Annotated in this window: 18 protein-coding genes and 1 pseudogene; 15 read left to right on the top strand and 4 right to left on the bottom strand. The window is 74.0% G+C overall.

Features of this window, described 5'->3' with window-relative positions:
- The 3 genes and pseudogenes from AB0C69_RS17530 to AB0C69_RS17520 form a co-directional block, all read right to left on the bottom strand.
- A pseudogene (locus AB0C69_RS17530) lies at positions 1-816 on the bottom strand (hypothetical protein); the annotation flags it as partial.
- Between the two features lie 106 nt (positions 817-922).
- The gene (locus tag AB0C69_RS17525; RefSeq protein WP_360354484.1) at positions 923-2,341 is read right to left on the bottom strand and encodes a bifunctional cytidylyltransferase/SDR family oxidoreductase; all 1,419 of its coding nucleotides are present in this window, start codon (positions 2,339-2,341) and stop codon (positions 923-925) included.
- A 278-nt stretch (positions 2,342-2,619) separates the two neighbouring features.
- Complete coding sequence (locus AB0C69_RS17520; RefSeq protein WP_360354481.1) at positions 2,620-3,741, bottom strand: acyltransferase family protein; 1,122 nt, start codon at positions 3,739-3,741, stop codon at positions 2,620-2,622.
- Positions 3,742-3,997: 256 nt separating this feature from the next.
- On the opposite strand from AB0C69_RS17520, the gene AB0C69_RS17515 reads away from it, so the two are divergent.
- The 4 genes from AB0C69_RS17515 (at position 3,998) to AB0C69_RS17500 (ending at position 7,169) form a co-directional block, all read left to right on the top strand.
- Positions 3,998-4,414 (top strand): PGPGW domain-containing protein, encoded by a 417-nt coding sequence (locus tag AB0C69_RS17515; protein ID WP_360354478.1) that lies wholly within the window; start codon positions 3,998-4,000, stop codon positions 4,412-4,414.
- A 117-nt stretch (positions 4,415-4,531) separates the two neighbouring features.
- Entirely contained in the window at positions 4,532-4,936 is a 405-nt protein-coding gene (locus AB0C69_RS17510) for a hypothetical protein (protein WP_360354476.1), read from the top strand.
- Between the two features lie 141 nt (positions 4,937-5,077).
- The gene (locus AB0C69_RS17505; protein ID WP_360354474.1) at positions 5,078-5,896 is read left to right on the top strand and encodes a TetR family transcriptional regulator; all 819 of its coding nucleotides are present in this window, start codon (positions 5,078-5,080) and stop codon (positions 5,894-5,896) included.
- Between the two features lies 1 nt (position 5,897).
- On the top strand, positions 5,898-7,169 hold the full coding sequence (locus AB0C69_RS17500; protein WP_360354472.1) for a cytochrome P450: 1,272 nt from the start codon (positions 5,898-5,900) through the stop codon (positions 7,167-7,169).
- Here the strand turns inward: AB0C69_RS17500 and AB0C69_RS17495 are convergent.
- Entirely contained in the window at positions 7,162-8,214 is a 1,053-nt protein-coding gene (locus tag AB0C69_RS17495; RefSeq protein WP_345182905.1) for an amidohydrolase family protein, read from the bottom strand. The genes AB0C69_RS17500 and AB0C69_RS17495 overlap by 8 nt on opposite strands.
- A gap of 98 nt (positions 8,215-8,312) precedes the next feature.
- Between AB0C69_RS17495 and AB0C69_RS17490 the strand changes: the two genes are divergently transcribed.
- The 11 genes from AB0C69_RS17490 to dacB all read left to right on the top strand — a co-directional run bounded on the left by AB0C69_RS17490 (position 8,313) and on the right by dacB (position 20,898).
- Entirely contained in the window at positions 8,313-8,780 is a 468-nt protein-coding gene (locus AB0C69_RS17490) for a MarR family winged helix-turn-helix transcriptional regulator (RefSeq protein ID WP_345182906.1), read from the top strand.
- A gap of 143 nt (positions 8,781-8,923) precedes the next feature.
- Positions 8,924-9,967, top strand: a complete 1,044-nt coding sequence (locus AB0C69_RS17485) for a maleylacetate reductase (protein WP_360354469.1) — start codon at positions 8,924-8,926, stop codon at positions 9,965-9,967.
- A gap of 138 nt (positions 9,968-10,105) precedes the next feature.
- Positions 10,106-10,753, top strand: a complete 648-nt coding sequence (locus tag AB0C69_RS17480; RefSeq protein ID WP_360354466.1) for a response regulator transcription factor — start codon at positions 10,106-10,108, stop codon at positions 10,751-10,753.
- 215 nt (positions 10,754-10,968) lie between these two features.
- The gene (locus AB0C69_RS17475) at positions 10,969-12,969 is read left to right on the top strand and encodes a hypothetical protein (protein ID WP_360354463.1); all 2,001 of its coding nucleotides are present in this window, start codon (positions 10,969-10,971) and stop codon (positions 12,967-12,969) included.
- Positions 12,970-12,986: 17 nt separating this feature from the next.
- Positions 12,987-14,420, top strand: a complete 1,434-nt coding sequence (gene pelF, locus AB0C69_RS17470; RefSeq protein WP_360354460.1) for a GT4 family glycosyltransferase PelF — start codon at positions 12,987-12,989, stop codon at positions 14,418-14,420.
- Positions 14,417-15,757: a hypothetical protein gene (locus tag AB0C69_RS17465; RefSeq protein WP_360354457.1), complete on the top strand. Its 1,341-nt coding sequence runs from the start codon at positions 14,417-14,419 to the stop codon at positions 15,755-15,757. The genes pelF and AB0C69_RS17465 overlap by 4 nt, the downstream gene beginning before the upstream one ends.
- 13 nt (positions 15,758-15,770) lie before the next feature.
- Positions 15,771-16,766, top strand: a complete 996-nt coding sequence (locus AB0C69_RS17460) for an SDR family NAD(P)-dependent oxidoreductase (RefSeq protein WP_360354454.1) — start codon at positions 15,771-15,773, stop codon at positions 16,764-16,766.
- A gap of 28 nt (positions 16,767-16,794) precedes the next feature.
- Positions 16,795-17,529, top strand: a complete 735-nt coding sequence (locus AB0C69_RS17455) for a nucleotidyltransferase family protein (protein ID WP_345182915.1) — start codon at positions 16,795-16,797, stop codon at positions 17,527-17,529.
- Positions 17,526-18,578 carry an NAD(P)-dependent oxidoreductase gene (locus AB0C69_RS17450; protein WP_360354451.1) on the top strand — a complete coding sequence of 351 codons (1,053 nt, stop codon included), beginning with the start codon at positions 17,526-17,528 and terminating at the stop codon, positions 18,576-18,578. The genes AB0C69_RS17455 and AB0C69_RS17450 overlap by 4 nt, the downstream gene beginning before the upstream one ends.
- Positions 18,575-19,261 carry a spherulation-specific family 4 protein gene (locus AB0C69_RS17445; RefSeq protein WP_360354448.1) on the top strand — a complete coding sequence of 229 codons (687 nt, stop codon included), beginning with the start codon at positions 18,575-18,577 and terminating at the stop codon, positions 19,259-19,261. Before AB0C69_RS17450 ends, AB0C69_RS17445 begins: the two co-directional genes overlap by 4 nt.
- A gap of 56 nt (positions 19,262-19,317) precedes the next feature.
- Positions 19,318-20,898: a D-alanyl-D-alanine carboxypeptidase/D-alanyl-D-alanine-endopeptidase gene (dacB, locus tag AB0C69_RS17440; protein WP_360354446.1), complete on the top strand. Its 1,581-nt coding sequence runs from the start codon at positions 19,318-19,320 to the stop codon at positions 20,896-20,898.
- Positions 20,899-20,949 lie beyond the last annotated feature (51 nt).

Genomic DNA, 20,949 nt, shown 5'->3' with positions numbered 1-20,949 from the left:
GCGCGTCTGGTCGACCGCCTGCTCGGACAGGATCGGATGCATCATGCCGCGCAGGTACAGGCGCTCCAGCGCCTGGAGCCACATGTTGGCCTGGTAGACGGTCGTGGGCGGCCCGGTGAAGTACAGGACGACCTCGGGCTTGTACCGGTCGACGCGGCGCTGCACGTCGCGGCCCGTCCGCTCGGCGTTGAGGAGGCCGCGCATCCGGCGCAGCCGCGGCAGCTGCGCGGCGGCGACGGCGACGGCGACGGCCGCGGTGCCGAGGAGCCCGGCGGCCACCAGGGCCGGGAGGCCGACCAGGAGCCCGACGGTTCCGAACAGCAGCGGCAGGAGGTCGGCCTGGCTCTCCAGGAGGAGGGTGAGCCGGGCATGCCGGGGCGCGATGGGGGCGGGCAGCGCCGGCTCGCCCTGGCCGAGGCCGCGGGTCGCGAAGGGCAGCCGGTTGACGCGGCGCGAGGCGACCGCGCCGGCGAGGGTCGCGGCCCGGAGCCAGTCGACCAGCAGGAGGCCGACGGCCGCCAGGACGACGGTCGGCCGGCCGGCGTCGCCCGACTGGACCAGCAGCAGCACCAGGGCCCCCTGCCGGACCAGCACCCGCGCGCCCGGGCTCATCTGGCCCCAGCGCAGCGGCCTGGCCGCGTCCGGCAGCGTCCGGCCGACGGCGTACTCGGCCGCGTAGCAGAGCACGGCGGCGCCGAGGAACGCCCAGGGCGACCCGGCCGTGGCCGCCCCGATCAGCAGGCCGAGTGTGAGGGGCAACCACAGCACAGACGAGTACCGCGTGAGAGCCGAGTACCGGGAGACGAGACGCCGCACGGCACACCTCCGTCTTGTCAGCGCCCGAGGGGTGGCGCAGTGGGGGGAGAGGGGAAGGGGGGACCGCGCCCGCCGGGCCGAGCGGGCGCGTGCGGGGGAGCGGCGGTCAGCCGGAGCGGCCGCCGCTGAGGGGGTCTTCACGGCGCACGTCGATGACCTGCCCGGTGAGGCCGGAGAGCAGGACGTTGAGGGAGGTGCGGGCCACCTGGTCGGCGCTCAGCAGCGTGTGCGGGGGCTCCTGGCCGAACGCCGCGGTCCGCATGGGGGTGCTGGTCCGCTCGGGGTTGATGCAGTTGATCCGCACCTTGTCGCCGGACCACTCGTCCGCCAGCGCCTGGGTGAGGTTCACCGTGGCGGCCTTGGCGGAGGAGTACAGGCTGTAGTCGGCCCGCCCGCGGGTGTAGGAGCTGGAGGTGTAGAGCAGCAGCTGCCCGCCGGTCTTGGCCAGGTAGGGGAACGACGCCCGCGCGATGTGGATCGGCGCGAGGTAGTTCACGCGCAGCGCCTCCTCGATCGCGTCGGGGTCGATCGCGTCGAGCCGGCCGATCCGCAGGATGCCCGCCGTGTTGACGACGAAGTCGACGCGGCCGGTCGCCGAGTAGGCCTGCGCGAGCGCGCCGGCGACGTCGTCGGGACGCTCGACGTAGGTGCGGGTGGCGCCGCGGCTGTAGCCGAAGACGCGGGCGCCGAACCGCTGGGCCAGCTCCGCGATGGCGGCGCCGATGCCCTGGCTCGCGCCGAACACGACCATCGTCTTGCCGCCGAGCGCCTCGGCGTACTCGGCCTCGGTGAGGTCGGGGGCGTCGGAGGAGGCGAGCTGGAACAGCTTGTCCGCGACGAACATGTCGACCGGCTCGGTGACCTTCATGTTGTGCTCGTCGCCGGGGACGACGTAGATCGGGGTGCCGGGCAGGTAGCGCAGCACCACGGTGCAGTCGTCGGTCGCCTCGAAGTTCTCGTCCTGCCACGCCTTCTCGTAGGCGTCGCGGATGGTGGCGAGGCGGAAGCCCTGCGGGGTCTGCCCGCGGCGCAGGTTCGCCCGGCGCGGGACGTCCACGATGACGTCCTCGTCGACCTGGATGATCGTGTCGGCGGACGGGATGGCGACGTCCACCGCCCGGTGCTCGCGCAGCGCGGCCACGCAGTCGCGGATGATGCGCTGCGACAGCAGCGGGCGCACCGCGTCGTGGAACAGCACGCTGGTCGTCTCGGCCGGGTGGTCGGCGAGGGCGTCCAGGGCGAGTTGCGTGGTGGCGTTCCGGGACGTGCCGCCCGGAAGCACGGCCTTGACCTTGGTGCAGCCGGCCTTCCGCACGCAGTCCGCGGCGTCCTGGAGGAAGCCGGGGTTCATCAGGACGATGATCTCGTCGACGTCGGGGGCCTCCTCGAACACGCCCAGCGTGTGTTCGAGGATCGTCTTCCCGGCGATCTTGAGGAGCTGCTTGGGAGTGCTGAGACCCATCCGCTGTCCGCTGCCACCCGCCAGGATGACGGCGACGACGCGATGCTCACCCTGCGGCGCCATGACCAATGCGACCGTCCTTCTCCTTCATGGCAGCCGGAACGGCGGCCGAAAACCGAACGTGATGCAGTCACCCGTGGGACCTGGGGGTGCGGGCGGCGCGGCTTTCGCAGGGCTGGTGATCCGCACAGGGGGGAACTGCCGCCTTACTGTACCCGGTCTGTAGAACTTTGAGGCGAATTCATCGACCTTCCAGCTTCCTGTAACCCTTGCGTGACGGGGCCTGCGGCGTCCCTGACCATGATCGTCGCGGCCCGGGGCGCCCGCGCGCGAGATCGGTCTCACTTGCCGAAGAGGGGCCTCATGTCGGGTTCGACGGCCCAGCGGGTCACCCGGCGCACCGGGGAGGTGCTCAGCACCGTGACGATGACGAAGCCGGCGAGAAGGGCCGACAGCACGCCGGGGATCGTGTCGAACCAGGCGAGCTTGTGCCAGCCCTCGAACGTGAACAGCCGCATCACGAAGCCGTGCAGCAGGTAGCCGTAGATGGTGGCGGAGCCGAGGTCGCTGTACCAGGTGCGGCGGGACGGGGTGACCGCCAGGAAGGCCAGGATCAGCACCGTCCCGGTGAGCATCAGCCCGGCGCGCATCACGGTGCCGGTGAGCTCGTCCACGCCGAGGTCGCCGTTGGAGGTGTCCCAGTTCAGCCAGCGCGCGTTCATGCGGTCCTGGGTGAGGTACGCGCCCGCGAGCGCGGCGGCCAGGAGCGCGGCGCCCGTGATCCGCGCCCACGGCCGCCGGACGATCTGGATCACCTCGGGCGACAGCGTCAGCCCGAGGACGTAGAACGGCGCCAGCCCGAGGATCCGGTACAGGTCGAGCGTGTTCCCGATGTCGGCCATGTAGGTGAGGAGGGCGACGAGCACGGCCGTGGCGAGCGGGAACCTGAGCCGCCGCCACACCGGGGTGAGCAGCCGCCAGACGAACAGCGCCAGCAGGAACCAGGTCAGGTAGTAGGGGTCCAGCGCGTCGAACTGGAACGGCCGCCCGTCGACGCCCCAGGCGAACAGGCTGTAGGCGCACTGGAAGATCAGGTACGGCGCGATGGTCGAGCCGACCAGCCGCACGGCCTTGTCGTCGGTGAGGGTGAACCGCTTGGACAGGTATCCGCTGATCATGAGGAACAGCGGCATGTGGAACAGGTAGATGAAGTTCCAGAGCGCCGCGGCCAGCGGGACGTCCCGCAGGCCCGACAGCGCGTGCCCGCCCGCGACGAGCAGGATCGCCAGGTACTTGGCGTTGTCCAGGTGCGGGTCGCGTCCTCGGGGAGCCGGACCGCCCGCCGTCCGCGGCTTGTCCTGCGGGCGCTCGGCGGGGGACGCGGCCGCCGGCGCGGAGCCGGGGACCGCCGCCTCGGCGGAGTCTGGAACCGCCACGACGGACGCCTCGGGTGTCTGTGTCATGAAAGATCTCTGATCCTGGGAGGGGCTCGTGGAGCATACCTAACGAATCACGACAGAACCCTCGGAGTCACCGCGCGCGGCCGGGGCGTCACGGACGGGCGCCGCGGGACCGGGCCCGCGGATTTCGCCGGGCGCGCCGCGCGCAAGATCCGCTGAGGCGGGTAGACCGGCGGTTACGCCGTGCGGCGTCACCGGACGCCGCGGGCGGGGCGGGGGCCCGGGAACGGGCCCGGCGGGCGCGGGGACGAGGAGGGGCATGGGATACGGGAGGTCCACCCGGCAGGGGGTGGTGATCATCGCCGGCGGCGCCGTGCTGCTGGCCGGTGTCGCGCTGCTCGTGCTGCCCGGCCCCGGGCTGCTGCTGGTGCTCGCGGGCCTGCTCATCCTCTCCCGGGAGTTCCCCGCGGTGAACCGCTACGTCGAGCCCGTCCGGGAGCGGGCGATCCAGGCCGCCGAGGAGAGCGTGACGTCCTGGTGGCGCCTGACGGGCTCTGTCCTCACCGGCCTCGCGCTGTTCGGCGCGGGCGTGGCCTGGGGGCTCGTGGACGAGCTGCCGCTCAGCGGTTGGAGCACGGGCTCGGGGCTCATCCTGTCCGGCTTCATCCTCTTCGGGCTGCTGTTCTGGAGCTGGCGGCGGGTCAGGGCGCGCCGCGCGGAGAGCTTCCCCGAGTGACGTGCCGGGCGGGCGGCCCGCCGCGGCCGGGCCCGGCCACGGCGAATGTTCCGCCGGGTTGATCCGCCGGCCGTGCGCGCCCGTGCAAAGGGCATGGGCATCCTTCTTCGTGTACTCGTGGCCGCCGGACTCGCGGCCGACGCCGTCGTGCACTGGCGCTTCGCGCCCGACATGGCCCCCGGGCCGAACACCCCGAGCGACGTCATCCCGGGAGACGACCTGTTCTACGGCCAGGCGATCGCGGCGGCCGTCGCGGCCCTGCTCGTGCTCGCCTGGGCCCGCAGGTGGACGTACGCGATCGCGTTCGCCGTCGCGGCGAGCGCGGCCGGCGCCGTGCTGCTGTACTACTTCGTCGACTTCGGGCAGATCGGCCCGATCCCGCGGATGTACGACCCGCAGTGGTACGCCGACAAGACGATCAGCTTCGCCGGTGAGGCCGTCGCCGCGCTCGCGGCGCTGGCCGGGTTCCTCACCGCGGGCAGGAGGGAGCACGCGGACGCGTCCTCGGCCGCCGTGCGGTGACGCGGCTGTCGCTCGCCGTACCTGGTGAGACGCGTCACGAGCCGCGGAGGCGCACCGGACCAGGGTCAAGGGAACGTGTCCGGTACGCCCCGGTTCGCCAAGGCCCTTGACCCGCGAATTGAACGCTCGTTCAATATCGGTATGGGGCGCATCGCGGGCGTCACGCGCGCGGAGACGCGGGAACGGCTGCTCAGCGCCGCCGCCGACGAGTTCGCGCGGCGGGGCTACGACGGGACGCGCGTCGCCGACATCGCGCGCGCCGCCGGCGTCAGCAACGGCGCCCTGTACGCGCACTTCGACTCGAAGGCCGAGCTGCTGGTGGCCGCGCTGCGCGCGCACGGGCGGCGGCTGCTGGCCGACCTGTTCGACGCGGAGCCCGACCGCCCGGTCGTCGAGCTGCTGCTCGCCGTCGGGCGGTGGCTTCCGAAGCGCCGCGACGCCCGCGCCCACCTCGTCGTGGAGGCCCTCGTCGCGGCCCGCCGGGACGGGGAGGTCGCCGGCCCCCTGCGCGACTACGTCGGCGAGCGCGCCGACTGGCTCGCCGGCCTCATGCGCATCGCCCAGGCGGGGGAGGAGATGGACCCGGCGCTGGCGCCGAACGCGCTCGCCCACCTCTGCCTGGTGATCGGGATGGGGAGCGCGCTCATCCCGCCGGACATGCACGCCGTCGGTGACGAGGAGTGGGCCTCGCTGCTCGCGCGGATCGTGGGCGCGCTCGCGCCGCCCGTCCCCGCCGCCGTCCCACACGGGAGGAACACGATGAAGGTGCGGATCGACCCGGAGCGCTGCCAGGGCCACGGCCGGTGCTACGACCTGGCCCCCGGCCTGTTCGGCGAGGACGACGAGGGCTACGGCACGGTCCTCGGCGACGGCGCCGTCCCCGAGGGCGGGGAGCACGAGGCCCGCCTGGCGGTCGCGAACTGCCCCGAGCGGGCGATCGACGTCCTCGGGGAGGAGTGAGATGACCGCGGACGACCGCTTCGACAGGGACTTCAGGGAGCAGCGGGAGGGCCGCCCGCTCGGCACCCGCAACGAGGTCGTCACGGGCCCGGTCTCCGACTGGGCGACCGACTTCTCCCACCTGGAACCGGAGTGGGCCGCCGACCCGTACCCGATCCAGGACGACCTGCGGCGGCGCTGCCCGGTCGCGCGGACCGAGCGGTTCGGCGGCGGCTGGCTGCCGACCCGCTACGAGGACGTCGCGGCGATCGCCTACGACACCGAGCGCTTCACCTCCCGCTCGGTCGTCATGAGCAACTTCCGGCCGCCGCGCGAGGCGGCGCCGATCGGCGTCACGCCGCCGATCTCCTCCGACCCGCCGTTCCACCACGACGCGCGCCGGCTGCTGCTCCCCGCGTTCACGCGGTCCGCGGTGGCGCGGCTGGAGCCCGCGACCAGGGCGTACTGCCACGAGCTCATCGACTCCTTCGAGGGCCGCGACGTCGTGGACGCCGCCCACGAGTACGCCCAGCACATCCCGATCCGGGTCATCGCCGACATGCTCGGCTTCCCGCCCGAGGACGGGCCCCGGTTCCGGGAGTTCGTCGAGAACACCCTCGAAGGGGTCAACCTCCCTCCGGACGAGCGCATCGCGCGCATGGACAAGCTGTTCGACTACCTGCTGGAGCAGATCCGCGACCACGTCGCGAACCCCCGGGACGACCTCACCACCTACCTCGTCGAGGCCGAGCTGTACGGGCGCAGGCTCGAACCGTCCCACGTCTCGGGGACGATGGCGCTGCTGCTCATCGCGGGGATCGACACCACCTGGAGCGCGATCGGCGCCTCGCTGTGGCACCTGGCGAGGACGCCCGCGGACCGCGAGCGCCTCGCCGCCGACCCGTCGCTCGTGCCGACCGCGATGGAGGAGTTCCTGCGCGCCTTCGCGCCCGTGACGATGGCGAGGCTGGTGCGGGAGGACATGACCTGGCGCGGCGTCGAGATGAAGGCCGACGACTGGATCCTGCTGTCGTTCCCCGCCGCCAACCGGGACCCGGCCCAGTTCGACCGGGCGGACGAGATCGTCATCGACCGCGAGGTCAACCGGCACGCCGCCTTCGGCCTCGGCATCCACCGCTGCGTGGGCTCGCACCTGGCCCGGATGGAGCTGCGCACGGCCCTCGAAGTCTGGCTGGAGCGCGTCCCGTCCTTCACCCTGGCCGACCCGGCGGCGGTCACCTGGGCCGCCGGCCAGGTCCGCGGCCCCCGCACCCTCCCCGTCCGCATCACCTGAGGCGTTCGGCCAGCCGGGGGAGCAGGCGGAGCGCGTTCGCCCGGTCGACGGCGCGGTGGGCGCGGTCGTCCAGCACCGGGTCGCGGTCGAGGTCACGGGTGTTCAGCGCGACCTCGCGGGCCGAGTTCGCGGGCCAGTCGGTGCCGAACAGGACGCGGTCGGCGCCGACGGCCGCGATCAGGGACGGCGTGGCGTAGGGGGAGACCGGCAGGGCCGTGTCGTAGTGGAAGCGGCGGAGCGCCGGGCGCATCCGCGCCGGGAGCGGGCCGCCGTCCTCCCGGGCCGAGCGCTCGGCCCGTCCCGCCATGTACGGCAGGAACCCGCCGCCGTGGGACAGGATGACCGACACCCGCGGGTACCGGTCGAGGGTTCCGGCGGCGATCAGGCTGAGCGCGGTGCGGGTGGTGTCGAGCAGGTAGTCGGCGAGCCAGTCCCCGACGCCCGGAGCCTCGGCCAGGCCCCTGGGCGCGACGGGGTGGGCGAACACGACCGCGCGGCGCCGGTCGAGCTCGGCCCACAGCGGGTCGAACATCGGGTCGCCGAGGTAGTGCCCGGCGGCCGAGGTGTTGAGGAGGACCCCGTCCGCGCCGAGGTCGTCGAGGGCGTGGGCGATCTGCCGCACGGCCAGGTCGGGGTGGAGCATCGCCGCGTTGGCGAAGAAGCCGAACCTGGTGGGGTGCTCGCGCACCAGCTCGGCCAGCGACTCGTTGCACACCTGGACGCCCGAGACGGCGAGCCTCCGGTCGGTGAACGCCTCGGCGGGCACCGGCGCGGACGCCACCCCGGCGGCGATGCCGTTGGCGTTCATCGTCCGCAGGGTGCTCGGCAGCGTCCAGCGGGCCCAGGACGGTCCGCCGGTCGGCGGGAGGAGGCCCTGCTCGATCGCCCATTCCCGCATCCTGCGCGGGACGGCGTGGTGGTGGGTGTCGATCCTGCCGCGCGACCGGCCGGGGCCGGCGGCGGCCGCCTCACCTGCCGGAACGGCGGCCGCGGCCATCGCCAGGCCGGTCACCTGCAGGGCGCGGCGGCGGGTCGTCTCGGGCATGCGGGTCTCCTTCGCTCGTTCGACGGGCCACCCACCCAAACTCTCTCTAATAAGAAAGTCTCATCTGAGACTATATCAGAAGGCTCTAAACTGGAGCGATGCTCGACGACCTGCTCGAACGCATCCTGTCCGAGGACGGCGACCCGGCCGTCCGGCACGTGGGCCTCGGCATGCTGCTGGCCACCGCGCACAACCGGAGCCGGGCGAGCATGAACGACGAGCTGCGCCCCCTCGGCGTCGACGTGCGGGCGTTCTGCATGCTGCTCGCCCTGGAGATGTACGGGCCGTCCAGCCAGCGGCGCCTCATCGACCTCACCGGCATCGACAAGTCCACGATGGTGCGCGTCGTCGACGAGCTGGAGGCGGGCGGCCTGGTCCGGCGCGAGCGCGCCCCGCAGGACCGCCGGGCCCACTCCATCAGCCTGACCCCGGACGGGACGCGGACGCTGGAGCGCGGGCGGCGCGCCGCCGCCGACGTGGGCGAGCGGCTCTTCGGCCGGGTCGGCGGAGACCAGCGGGACCGCCTCGTGGAGCTGCTCCGCCGGATCGCCGAGGACGCGGGCTGAGCGAACCGCCCGGGGCGGCGCCGCGGAGGCGTGTGTCGTAAGCGGAGGCCGTGGCGCTGAGTAAGAGAGAGGTCACGCGGTAGAGAAGTCCCTAGCGCCGTACAGGAGAGAGTGAACATGATCCTTTTGCTGGGCCGGCCGGCATGAGCGGTGCGGACGAGGTCGTCGTCCACGAGACGCTGCCGTCCCGCGTCCTGATCGGGCCGGGCGCGAGCGATCTCGTCGCGGACGAGGTCGCGCGGATCGGGGCCGGAAGGGTGCTGCTGGTCGCGGCGCCGTCCGCCGCCGGGCCCGCCGACCGGATCGCCGGGGCGCTCGGGGCCGGGCTCGCCGCGCGCTTCGACCGTCCGGCCCCGCACACCCCGGTCGCCGTGACGGCGCGCGCCCTGGAGGCGGCCGCGGGCGCGGACTGCGTGGTCGCGGTCGGCGGCGGCTCCGCGATCGGCCTGGCCAAGGCGGTGTCGGCGCGGACGGGGATGCCGCAGGTCGCGGTGCCGACCACGTACGCGGGCTCGGAGATGACGCCCGTGCTGGGGGAGACCGAGGACGGCGTGAAGACCACGCGCCGCGCTCCGACGCTGGCGCCCGGGACGGTCGTCTACGACCCCCGCCTCACCCTGGGCATGCCGTCCGGGCTGACCCGGACCAGCGCGATGAACGCGCTCGCCCATGCCGTCGAGGCCCTGTGGGCGCCCGACGCCACGATGGTCACGGACGCGCTGGCGACCGAGGCCGTCGCCGGCATCCTGGGCGCGCTGCCCGACGTGCTGGACGACCCGGCGGGGCTGGAGGGGCGCGCGCGTCTCCAGTCGGCCGCGTGGCTGGCCGGGATCTGCCTGGCGCGCACCCGGATGGGGCTGCACCACCAGCTCGCGCACGTCCTCGGCGGCGCGTTCGGCCTCCCGCACGCCGAACTGCACACGATGCTGCTGGCGCACGTCATGGCGTTCAACCTGCCGTCGGCGCCCGCCGCCTCGGCCCGGCTGGCGCGGGTGGCCGGGCCGGACCCGGTCGCGGTCGTCGCCGCGCTGGCCCGGGAGCACCGGGGCCCGACCCGCCTGTCCGCCCTGGGCGTCCCCCGCGAACGGCTCCCCGAGATGGCCCGGCGCGTGGCCGCCGACCCCTATCCCAACCCGCGCATGCCGGACGCCGACGCGGTCGCGGAACTGCTCGACGCGATGTGGTGAGCGGCCGGTGGCGAATATTTCTCGCGATATTCGAATAGGGGTCGCCGTTCTCCCGCGGTCAATGAACCAGTCAATGGGATCCTCTATTCTCGGTGTATGTCCACTCCCGGTCCGGAGCCCGAATCGAAATCGGTTCGGGTGCTGATTGTCAGTGACAATCCGGTCTCCCGGATCGGGTTCGCGTCGCTGCTGGAAGCGGTGCCGCACGTGGTCGTCGCCGGGGGCGCCCCCGTGGACCGCGCCCCCGCCGCCGTCCGCGACCACGCGCCCCACGTGGTGCTGCTGGACGCCTCGCCCCCGCACCCGGGCACCGTCGGACGGCTGGCCCGGGCCGGGCCCGGCGTCCGGATCGTCGTGGCGACCGCGACGCAGGACCCGCACGTCCTCGTGCGGGTCCTCGCCGCGGGGGCGCACGGCTGCCTCACCTACGGCCACTTCGAGCCGGCGGAACTCGCGGACGTGCTGGTCGCGGCCGGGCGCGGGCAGTCGTCGCTGTCCCCGCCGGTGGTGACCGCGCTCGTGTGCTGGCTGCACGACGGGACGCGCCGCCCGCAGGTCCGGCCGGATCCCGGGCTGACGGCCCGCGAGGCCGAGATCCTGGACCTGATCGCCGCCGGGCTGACCAACCGGCAGATCGCCCGCCGCCTGGTCATCGCGGAGAAGACCGTGAAGAACCACGCGCACCAGATCTACAAACGCCTCGGCGCTGCCGGCCGCGAGCACGCCATCGCCCGCTGGCGGGAATTGCGCCCGGCGTCCGCCGGCGGCGGGACGGACGTTCCCTAAAACCGTTCAAGGGCGGCGACAAACCGATCGCCGCAGGTCCTGCGGAGTCCTAGGACCGGTCCCGGTCGAAGACGGGACCGGCCCCCGCCTTTACTTGCCTGTTGCGGTCCCGCATGCTCTGGGCGTCCGGTTCGAAAGAACTCAATCGCCTTTCTATTCGGGATGTGAACGGTGTTGAAATTCAGTCGTCGCCGTCGCGTGCTCCGGGAGGCCCGGTGAGCCTCCCGCGCCGCCCCGCTCTCAGCGTCCTCGCCGGGGCGCTGGCAGCGGCCGCCCTGACCCTCTGCCCGCAGCCCGCGGCCTCCGCCGCCGGGCCCCGCGTCGACCTGCGGGTGCTCGTCGTCACCGACGGAAGCGGCTCGGTGTCGGCCGTCGCGGACCGGTTGACGACCGAGGGCGTCCCCCACACGACCGTCGACCTGCGCGACTCCGGCCGGCCGGTGATCGACGAGGCGTTCCTGTCCGACACCGTCGACGGGGCGCCGCGCGCCAAGTACCAGGCCGTCGTGCTGCCCAACGCGGCGCCGTTCTCCGACGCCGCCGAGATGACGGTGCTCGCCGACTACGAGAAGCGGTTCGGGATCCGCCAGCTCGACTCCTACGTCTACCCGTCCGCCACGGTCGGGATGAACGCCCCCGGCTACGCGGGCACCCTGGACGGGACCACGGCCGAGGTCACCGGCGCCGGGCGCGGCGACGCGTTCCGGTACCTGCGCGGGCCCGTCCGGTTCGACGACAACGCCACCGACGTCGGCGAGAGCTACGGTTTCCTGGCGACGCCGCTGCCGGACGATCCCGCGACCGGGGCGTCCTTCCAGACGTTCCTCACCGGAACCGTCCAGGGCAGGACGGGCGCGCTCGGCGGCGTCTACACCCACGACGGGCGCAGCGAGCTGGTGCTGACCTTTAGCGCCAACAGCGACCAGTGGCAGTTCCGGACGATCGGCCACGGCATCGTCACCTGGCTGACCAAGGGCGTCCACCTCGGCTACAGCCGCAACTACTTCGGCGTCCACGTCGACGACGTGTTCCTGCCCGACGCGCGGTGGAGCACCGAGGACGACTGCACTCCGCACGAGGACTGCGAGGGCCCGACGTTCACCGAAGAGATCCGGATGAAGCCCGAGGACGTCGCGTTCGCCGACCAGTGGCAGACGCGGCGCGGGTTCGCGCTCGACCTGGCGTTCAACGGCGACGGCAGCGACGACGAGATACGCGAGAAGGGAGGCGACCCGCTCGCCGACGCCTTCGTCGCCGCCCGCGGCAGGTTCCGCTGGCTGAACCACACCTTCGGCCACACCTACCTCGGCTGCCGGCAGGACCTGCGGTTCCGGCCGTGGACGTGCCTGAAGGACCCGGAGACCGGCGAGACCCTCTACGTCGGCGCCGACGACATCGAGCAGGAGGTCACCAGGAACATCGACTGGGCGACCGCCCGCGGCATCGCGCTCGACACCCGCGAACTGGTCACCGGCGAGCACTCGGGCCTGCGCATCCTGCCGCAGCAGCCCGACGACAACCCGAACCTCGGGCCCGCGCTGGCCGCGGCCGGCGTCGAGTGGACGGCGGGCGACGCCTCACGCGAGAGCGGGCAGCGGGAGCTCGGGGGCGTGCGGACCGTCCCGCGCCATCCGCTCAGCGTCTTCTTCAACGTCGCGACGGAGGCCGAGGAGGTCGACGAGTACAACTACCTCTACACGCGCCGGGCCGACGGCGGCAGCGGGCTGTGCGAGGACCATCCCGACACGGCGACGTGCATCGCGCCGCTCGACCCCGCCACCGGGTTCACGTCCCACATCGTCCCGACCGACGCGCGGATCACGCTGTCGCACGTCCTCGACAACGACCCGCGCCCGCACTACGCGCACCAGTCGAACCTCACCGAGGGCCGCATCCTGTACACGCTGCTCGACCGGGTCCTCGCCGACTACCGCGCGGTGTTCGCCGACGACACCCCGGTGACGAACGTCCCGATGGCGGCGGCGGGCGCGGAACTGCGCCGGCAGGACGCGTGGCGCGCCGCGCTCAGGGGCGGCGGCGTCACCGCCTACCTCCAGGACGGCAAGGTCACGATCAAGGCGCCGGGCGGTCTCGACGTGCCGGTCACCATGCCGGAGGGCACCCGGGAGGGCGGCGAGCCGTTCGGCCGGGCCTACGCGGGCGAGCGCTCGGACCACCGGGCCGGGGACGTCACCCTCACCCCGCCCGGAGCCTGACGTTGGAGATCACCCTGGTGACGGAGGGAACGTATCCGCACAACTACGGTGGCGTGAGCGTCTGGTGCGACCAGCTCGTCCGGGGCATGCCGGAGCACTCGTTCCATGTCCGGGCGCTCACGACCACCGGGTCGGAGCCGGTGGTCTGGGACCTTCCCGGCCATGTGACCGCCGAGTCCGTCCCGATGTGGGGGCCGTCCGGAGGGCGGCCCCCGCCCCGCGGCGAGGCCCGCCGGTTCGAGCGGCTCCTGCGCCCCTTCCTGGACGCGGTCCTCGCGCCCTCCCGGGACGCGGAGGTGTTCCCCCACCTCCTGCGCGGGCTGTTCGAGTTCGGGCGGACGAGCGACCTCGGTGCGGCGATGCGCACCGAGGGGCCCGTGCGCTGGCTCATGGACGCCTGGACGGTCCGCGCCGACGAGTTCGACCGGATCGGCGTCCGGCCCACCGTCCACGACGCGCTCACGGCGATCGACCTGCTGGAGCACCTGCTGCGCCCGCTGACCGTCCCGCCGCCGCGCGCCGACGTCACGCACGCGGTGTCCAACGGCGTCCCCGTGCTGCCCGCCCTCGCCGCCAAATGGACCCACGGAACCCCGCTGTGCCTTACCGAACACGGCATCTACCTGCGGGAACGCTATATCGGGATGCGGCGGTCGCCGTTCGCGTGGCCGGTCAAGGCGGTGGTGCTCGGCTTCATGCGCCTGCTGTGCGCCGCGGGTTACCGCTCGGCCGACCTGCTCACCCCCGCCAACCTCTACAACCAGCGGTGGGAGGTGAGGTGCGGCGCCGACCCCGGGAACATGGAGACGGTCTACAACGGCGTGGACCCGGCGAGCTTCCCGGCCGCCGGCGCCGAACCCGCCGGCCCCGTCCTCAGCTGGGCGGGACGCGTCGACCCGATCAAGGACCTGGAGACGCTGATCCGGGCGTTCGCGCTGGTGCGGGAGGAGCTGCCGGAGGCGCGGCTGCGGATGTTCGGCGGCACCCCGTCCGGCGGGGAGCGGTACCGGGCCCGCTGCGAGGAGCTCGTCGCCGACCTCGGCATCGTCGGGCGGGCCACGTTCGAGGGGCGGGTCGACGACATCCGCGACGCCTACGCGGCGGGCACGGTGGTCGTCCTGTCGAGCATCTCCGAGGGCTTCCCCTACACGCTGATCGAGGCGATGACCTGCGGCCGCGCGACCGTGGCGACCGACGTCGGCGGGGTGCGGGAGGCGGTCGCCGACACCGGGCTGGTCGTCCCGCCGCGCGCGCCGCGCCAGATGGCGGACGCGTGCCTGCGGCTGCTCGGGGACGAGATGGCGCGGCGGCGGCTCGGCCGGGCCGCGCGGGAGCGGGCGCTGGAGCTGTTCACCGTGGACCGCGCGATCGACGCGTTCCGGGACATCTACGCGGGGCTGCGCGCTCCCGGCGGCGCGAACCGCCCGGCGGTCGAGGCGAGGCTCGCGTGAGCGCCTCGGTGGAGGACCTGCGCGAGCGCATGGCCGACCTCTGCGCGGGCGCCGTCGACGCGCTGGAGGTCACGGCCGGGCTGGAGGCGGAGGGCGTCAACGACGAGGCGGCCAAGGCCTACGGCCACCCGGACGTGTTCGCGCTCGCCGAGGATCTGTACGCCCGGACGCCGCGCCGCCCGCCGCCGCCCGAGAACGCCGAGGCGCCGTGGAGGCCCGAGCCGCTGCGCCACCTCCTGCGCGGCGTGCTGTTCGGCCTCCCCGGGCTCTGCTACGTCTCCGCTTCCCAGGTGCTGGACGGGACGGGCGCGGGCGTCCTCCTGGTGTTCTCACTGCTGCTGTCCTGGGCGTTCAGCCAGGGGACGGCCTACCTCGGGTACGTCCGGCAGGGGCTCGCGGGCCGGGCGGCGGCGTCCGGCGTCCTGCGCTACGGGCTTGCCGGCGGGACGCTGGTCGTCGTCCCGGCCACGGTGGGCGCGGGCGTCCTGACGGGAGCGGGCACGATGGCCACGGCGCTGTCCGCCGGGCTGTCGGCCTACCTGCTGTCCGCCACGGCCGTGCAGGTCAGCGGCGCCGAGGCGTGGCTCCTCCTGGCGCTGCTCCCCGGCGTCGCCGCGGCGGCGCTCCACCTCGCCGGGCACGGGCCGCCCCCCGCGGCCTGGGGCGCGTGGGCGGTGTCGCTCGCGGCCACGGCGGTGCTCGCGCTCCTCTGCACGCGCGGCGCCGGACGTCCGAAGGTGACGCGCGCGGACCTCAGGGCGGCGCTGCCGTTCGCCCTCTTCGGCGTGCTGACCGGCGGGCTGCTGACGTACACGCTGCTGTGCGCTCTGGCGGGCCGTCCCGTCCCGTCGGGGACCACGACGGTGGCGGTGCTGTCGCTCTCGCTGTCGATGGGCTGCGCCGAATGGGTCCTGTACGCCTACCGCCGGCGCGTCCACGACCTCCTGCGGTCGCACACCGGCATGGCCGGGTTCACGCGCGCCGCCCGCACCGTCCTGGCCCAGGCGCTCGTCCAGTACCTGGCGGCGCTGCTGGCGATCACCGCCGCCGCCGCGGTCATCGCCCGCCTGCCCGCCACGGCCGTCACGGCGCGGACGCTCGGCGGGTTCGCCGCGCTCGGCTGCGCGTTCTTCACGGCCCTCGTCCTGCAGGCCTGCGGCCGCATCGGCGCCGCCCTCGCCGGATACGCCTGCGCCCTGGCCGCCGAGGCCGCGGCGGTCGCGGCCCTGCCGGACGCCGCCCCCGCCACGGTCCAGCTCGCCGCCGCGTGCGGGCTGCTCGTCCTCCTCACGATCCACGCGGGCCGCGTCCTGGCCCGCGCGACCTCCCATCGATGAAGGGCAGACAACGATGCAGAACACGGTCGCCGTGACGGGAGCCGACGGGTTCATCGGCTCCCACCTGGTCGAAGCGCTCGTGGAACGCGGGCATCGCGTCCGGGCCATGGTGCAGTACAACTCGTTCGCTTCCTGGGGATGGCTCGACGACGTCGCGCCCGACGTGATGGAGCAGGTGGACGTGGTGCCGGGCGACGTCCGGGACCCGGCGTCGGTGCGCGGCCTGGTCCGGGACGCGGAGGCCGTCTACCACCTGGCCGCGCTGATCGCGATCCCGTACTCCTACCGGGCGCCCCGCTCGTACGTCGACGCCAACGTCACCGGGACCCTGAACGTCCTGGAGGCCGTGCGGGACGAGGAGACGCCGCGGCTCGTCCACACCTCCACCAGCGAGACGTACGGGACGGCGCGGCGCGTCCCCATCGACGAGTCGCACCCCCTCCAGGCGCAGTCCCCGTACGCGGCCACGAAGATCGCGGCGGACAAGCTGGTGGAGAGCTACCACGCCTCGTTCGGCCTGCCCGCGGTGACGCTGCGCCCGTTCAACACCTTCGGGCCCCGCCAGTCGGCGCGCGCGTTCATCCCCACCGTCGTCGGCCAGATCGCCGCCGGGACCGGCGCGGTCGAGGTCGGAGCGCTCGAACCCACCCGCGACTTCACGTTCGTCCGCGACACCGCCGAGGCGTTCGTCGCGCTCGGCACGGCGCCCGCCGGGGACGTCGTCGGCGGCACGTTCAACTCCGGCACCGGCGTGGAGATCTCGATGGGGCGGCTCGCCCGGACCATCGCCGGCCTGATGGGCGCCGATCCCGAGTTCCGGTGTGCCGCCGACCGCGAGCGCCCCGCGGCGTCGGAGGTCATGCGGCTCCTCTGCGACAGCGGACGGCTGCGCCGCGTCACCGGCTGGCGGCACCGGCACACCCTCGAAGAGGGCCTCAAGCAGACCGTCGAGTGGTTCCTCGACCCCGCCAACCTGGCGCGCTACCGGACGTCCACCTACACCATCTAGTACCTACACCCTCTAGTGAGGCACCATCATGCACGCCGTCATCCTCGCGGGCGGCAAGGGAGTGCGGCTGCGCCCGTACACGACGACCCTTCCGAAGCCGCTCGTCCCCATCGGCGACGAGTACTCCATCCTGGAGATCCTGCTGCACCAGCTGTCCCGGCAGGGGTTCGCCACCGTGACGCTGGCCATCGGGCACCTCGGGCACCTCATCCGGTCCTACGTCGGTGACGGGAGCCGGTGGGGGCTGCGGGTCGACTACGCCTCCGAGGAGGCGCCGCTCGGCACCATCGGCCCGCTGCTGACCATGCGGGACCGGCTCCCCGCCGAGTTCCTGGTGACCAACGGCGACGTCCTGACCGACCTCGACTTCGCCGGGCTGCTGGACGAGCACCGGGCCGCCCGGCCCCCGCTGACCGTCGCGACGTACGCGCGGAAGGTCGACATCGACTTCGGCGTCCTCACCGCCGTCGACGGGCGGGTCGTCGAGTTCGCCGAGAAGCCCACGCTCGACTACCAGGTCAGCATGGGCGTGTACGGGGTGTCCGCCGCCGCGCTCGCCGCGTACGAGCCGGGGTTCCCGCTCGGCTTCGACGAGCTCGTCCTCGACCTGCTGGCGGCCGGGCGCCATCCGCGCGCGTACCGGTTCGACGGGTACTGGCTCGACATCGGCCGGCCCGCCGACTACGACCGGGCCAACGCCGAGTTCCCCGCGCTGCGCCCGCAACTGCTGGAGGGCCGCGTCCCGGCCTCCCGGCGGTCATGAGCCGGATCCTGCTGGTCGGCGCGACGGGGTTCGTCGGCCGGCACGTCCGGGCGCGGGCGGCCGCCGCCGGATTCGACGTCGTCGCGGCCGGACGGTCACCGGGGCTCGGCGGCCTGCCGCTGGACCTGACCGCCGGCCCCGGCGACGTGGCGGCGGCCGTCCGGCGCGTCGCGCCGGACGTGGTCGTCAACTGCGCCGGGGTCACGCACGGGTCCCCCGCGGAACTCGTCCGGGGCAACGTCGTCGCCGTCGCGAACCTGCTCGCGGGGGTGGCGGCGGCGCCGGGGCCCGTCCGGCTCGTGCACCTCGGCTCGGCCGCCGAGTACGGGCACGTCGAGCAGGGCACGCCCGTCTCGGAGCTCGCGCCGCCGCGCCCGCTCGGCCCGTACGGGGTCACGAAGCTGGCCGGGACGGAGCTCGTCCGCGCCGCCGGGCTCGACGCGGTCGTCCTGCGGGTGTTCAACCCGGTCGGGCCCGGCGCGCCCGGCACCACGCTGGCCGGGCGGCTCGCCGCCGAGCTGCGCCGCGCGGCGGGCGCCGGCGAGGACGGACGGGTGGGGCCGCTCGACGCGAGCCGCGACCTCGTGGACGTGCGCGACGTCGCCGACGCGGTGGTCGCCGCCGTCCGCGCCCCCGGCGCGCTGCCCGCCGTGCTGAACGTCGGCAGCGGGCGGGCCACGCCGCTGCGGGACATGGCGGCGCTGCTGCTGCGCGTCACCGGCGCGCGGAGCCGGGTGCTGGAGTCCGCCGCGGGCTCGGACCGGTCGGCGGGCGTGGCCTGGCAGCGCGCCGACATCGGCGCCGCCGGGCGGGCGCTCGGCTGGACCCCGGCCACCGACCTGACGACGTCACTGCGCGACCTCTGGACGGACCACCTCCTAAAGGAGCGGAGCGATGCGGGGGGTGTGGGGGGTCGTCCCCCCACAGGGAACACGGATGAGCGGAGCGATCCGGGGGGTGTGGGGGGTCGTCCTCCCGCGGGGAGCACGGATGAGCGGAGCGATGCGGGGGGTGTGGGGGGTCGTCCTCCCGCGGGGAGCACGGCATGAGCGGAGTGGGGCTTGCTTCGTCGGTGGCCGTGCCGGCGTACTTCCCTCCCGGGGCCGTCGACTGGACCGAACTCGCCGACCCTCGCCTCGGCGCCGTCGTGCTCAACGTCGACAGCGGCGCGGGCACGGCACGGGACGGCGGGTTCGCGGACGTCGCGCACCGCACGTCCGCCGCCGGGGTGCGGCTCGCCGGGTACGTGGACACCGCGTACGGGCGCCGCCCGCCCGCCGAGATCGAGGAGGAGGTGCGGCGGTACCGCCGGTGGTACGGCGTCCGGGCGGTGTTCCTCGACCAGGTGCCGGCCGGGCCCGAGCACGTGCTGCGGTACCGGCGCATCGTGGCGGGCGTCCGGGCGCGGGGCGCGGAGCACGTCGTCCTCAACCACGGCGCGTACCCCGACGAGGCGTACGCGCGGCTCGCCGACCTGCTCGTCACCTTCGAGGGCCCGTGGTCGACGTACCGGCACGTCCGTGCACCCGAGTGGGCGACGCGGATGCCCGCCGAGCGGTTCTGCCATCTGGTCTACGCGGCGCCGCGGCCGGTTCTCCCACGCGCGCTCGCGCGGGCCGGACGCTGCAACGCAGGCGTCGTGTACATCACCGACCGGACGGGAGCGAACCCGTGGAACGGCCTGCCCGAGTACTTCTCCAGGGAGCTTTCCCTCGTCTACGCGGCGGACTGAGCGGGGTCGTGTCGTTCCGCTGCGATGGTCCGGCCGGTGCTTTACGCTCACACCCCATGCGTGGACCACTGGTGCGAATCACGTCCGTCCTGGTCGCCGGGACGTCCCTGCTCGCCGCTCCCGCCATGCACCCCGCGGCGCTCGCCACCGCCGAGGCAGGCACAGTCAAGGCAGGCACCGCCGCCAAGGGAGATCTGGGCAAGGACCTCGACGCCATCCTCGCCGACAGCCGCCTGGAGGGCGCCACCGTCGGCGCCGTGGTGCGCGACGCCCGCACGGGCGCCGTCCGCTACTCGCGGGGCGCGACGGCGCAGGTGATGCCCGCCTCGAACATGAAGCTCTACACGTCGGGAGCGGCGCTGTCGCTGCTGGGGCCCGGGTACCGGTTCCGCACCGGCGTGTACGCGCGGGCGGTGTCCGGATCGTCCGTCAAGGGCGACCTCTACCTCAAGGGCACCGGCGACCCGACGACGCGGGCCGCCGACTACGACCGGCTCGCCGCCCAGGTGGCGGCGCGGGGCGTCCGGCGCGTCGAGGGAGGCCTCGTCGCGGACGACTCCTGGTTCGACGCCGTCCGCACGCCCTCCCACTGGGACCCCACCGACCTGCAGTACTACTACGCCGCGCAGACGTCCGCGCTGACCGTCGCGCCGGACGACGACTTCGACGCCGGATCGGTCGAGGTGTCGGTGCGGCCGGGCGCCGCCGAGGGCGCGCCGGTCGAGGTCGGGCTGGCCCCGGCGACCCGTACCGTCAAGATCGACAACAGGGCGGTCACGGGCGCTCCCGGGTCGCCGTCCACGCTGGCGGTGAACCGGACCAACGGCAGCGACACCATCGTGGTGAGCGGCTCCCACCCCGCGGGCGGCGCGGCCTACACCACCCTGCGCACGGTCGAGAACCCCAGCCTGTACGCGGCGGACGTCTTCCGGAGCGCGCTGCGGGCGCACGGCGTCGAGGTCGAGGGCGCCACCGAGCGCGGCCGGACCCCGAAGGGCACCGCCGCGCTCGCCGCCCGCTCCTCGATGCCGCTGTCGCGGCTGATGGTGCCGTTCCTCAAGCTCAGCAACAACATGGTCGCCGAGACCCTGGTCAAGGCGATCGGCCGGGAGAAGGCGGGCGAGGGGAGCTGGACGGCGGGCCTGCCCGTGGTCGAGAGGTACGCCCGCGGCCAGGGCGTCCCCACCGCACGGCTGGACATGGCCGACGGATCGGGGCTGTCGCGCGAGAACCGCACGACCGCGCAGGACGTCAGCACCATCCTGAAGAAGGCGCAGAGCGCGCCCTGGTTCAGCACCTGGTACCGGGCGCTGCCGGTCGCCGGCGACCCGGACCGGCTCGACGGCGGCACCCTGCGGTCGCGGATGCGGAACACGCCGGCCGCGGGCAACGTGCACGCCAAGACGGGGACGCTGACCGGCGCCTCCGCGCTCTCGGGCTACGTCACCGACCCGTCCGGGCGGCGGCTCGTCTTCTCGGTCGTGCTGAACGGCTACCAGGGCGCGGCGCCCAAGGACATCGAGGACAAGGTCGCGATCCGGCTGGCCGGGGGAGACCCCGCCGCCGTCCGGACGTTCCGCACCTCCGGGAACGCCCCGCAGCTGGAGTGCTCCTGGATCGGCCGCTGGACCGCATGAACATGATCGGTGCGCCCTCCAGCTCCGCGGACACCTGGTCCACGTACCGGC

The sequence above is a fragment of the Actinomadura sp. NPDC048032 genome, from assembly GCF_040653175.1.
Taxonomy (GTDB): Bacteria; Actinomycetota; Actinomycetes; order Streptosporangiales; family Streptosporangiaceae; genus Spirillospora; species Spirillospora verrucosospora.
The sequence above is the reverse complement of the archived record's forward strand: the minus strand, read 5'-3'. Positions and strand labels throughout refer to the sequence as shown.

Excerpts from the sequence above, each read along its gene's own strand:
- AB0C69_RS17525 (WP_360354484.1), bottom strand. The coding sequence starts at position 2,341 with ATGGCGCCGCAGGGTGAGCATCGCGTCGTCGCCGTCATCCTGGCGGGT.
- AB0C69_RS17490 (WP_345182906.1), top strand. The coding sequence starts at position 8,313 with ATGCTCGACGACCTGCTCGAACGCATCCTGTCCGAGGACGGCGACCCG.
- AB0C69_RS17500 (WP_360354472.1), top strand. The coding sequence starts at position 5,898 with ATGACCGCGGACGACCGCTTCGACAGGGACTTCAGGGAGCAGCGGGAG.
- AB0C69_RS17505 (WP_360354474.1), top strand. The coding sequence starts at position 5,078 with ATGGGGCGCATCGCGGGCGTCACGCGCGCGGAGACGCGGGAACGGCTG.
- AB0C69_RS17520 (WP_360354481.1), bottom strand. The coding sequence starts at position 3,741 with ATGACACAGACACCCGAGGCGTCCGTCGTGGCGGTTCCAGACTCCGCC.
- AB0C69_RS17485 (WP_360354469.1), top strand. The coding sequence starts at position 8,924 with ATGAGCGGTGCGGACGAGGTCGTCGTCCACGAGACGCTGCCGTCCCGC.
- AB0C69_RS17495 (WP_345182905.1), bottom strand. The coding sequence starts at position 8,214 with ATGCCCGAGACGACCCGCCGCCGCGCCCTGCAGGTGACCGGCCTGGCG.
- dacB (WP_360354446.1), top strand. The coding sequence starts at position 19,318 with ATGCGTGGACCACTGGTGCGAATCACGTCCGTCCTGGTCGCCGGGACG.
- AB0C69_RS17450 (WP_360354451.1), top strand. The coding sequence starts at position 17,526 with ATGAGCCGGATCCTGCTGGTCGGCGCGACGGGGTTCGTCGGCCGGCAC.
- AB0C69_RS17455 (WP_345182915.1), top strand. The coding sequence starts at position 16,795 with ATGCACGCCGTCATCCTCGCGGGCGGCAAGGGAGTGCGGCTGCGCCCG.
- AB0C69_RS17460 (WP_360354454.1), top strand. The coding sequence starts at position 15,771 with ATGCAGAACACGGTCGCCGTGACGGGAGCCGACGGGTTCATCGGCTCC.
- AB0C69_RS17445 (WP_360354448.1), top strand. The coding sequence starts at position 18,575 with ATGAGCGGAGTGGGGCTTGCTTCGTCGGTGGCCGTGCCGGCGTACTTC.
- AB0C69_RS17515 (WP_360354478.1), top strand. The coding sequence starts at position 3,998 with ATGGGATACGGGAGGTCCACCCGGCAGGGGGTGGTGATCATCGCCGGC.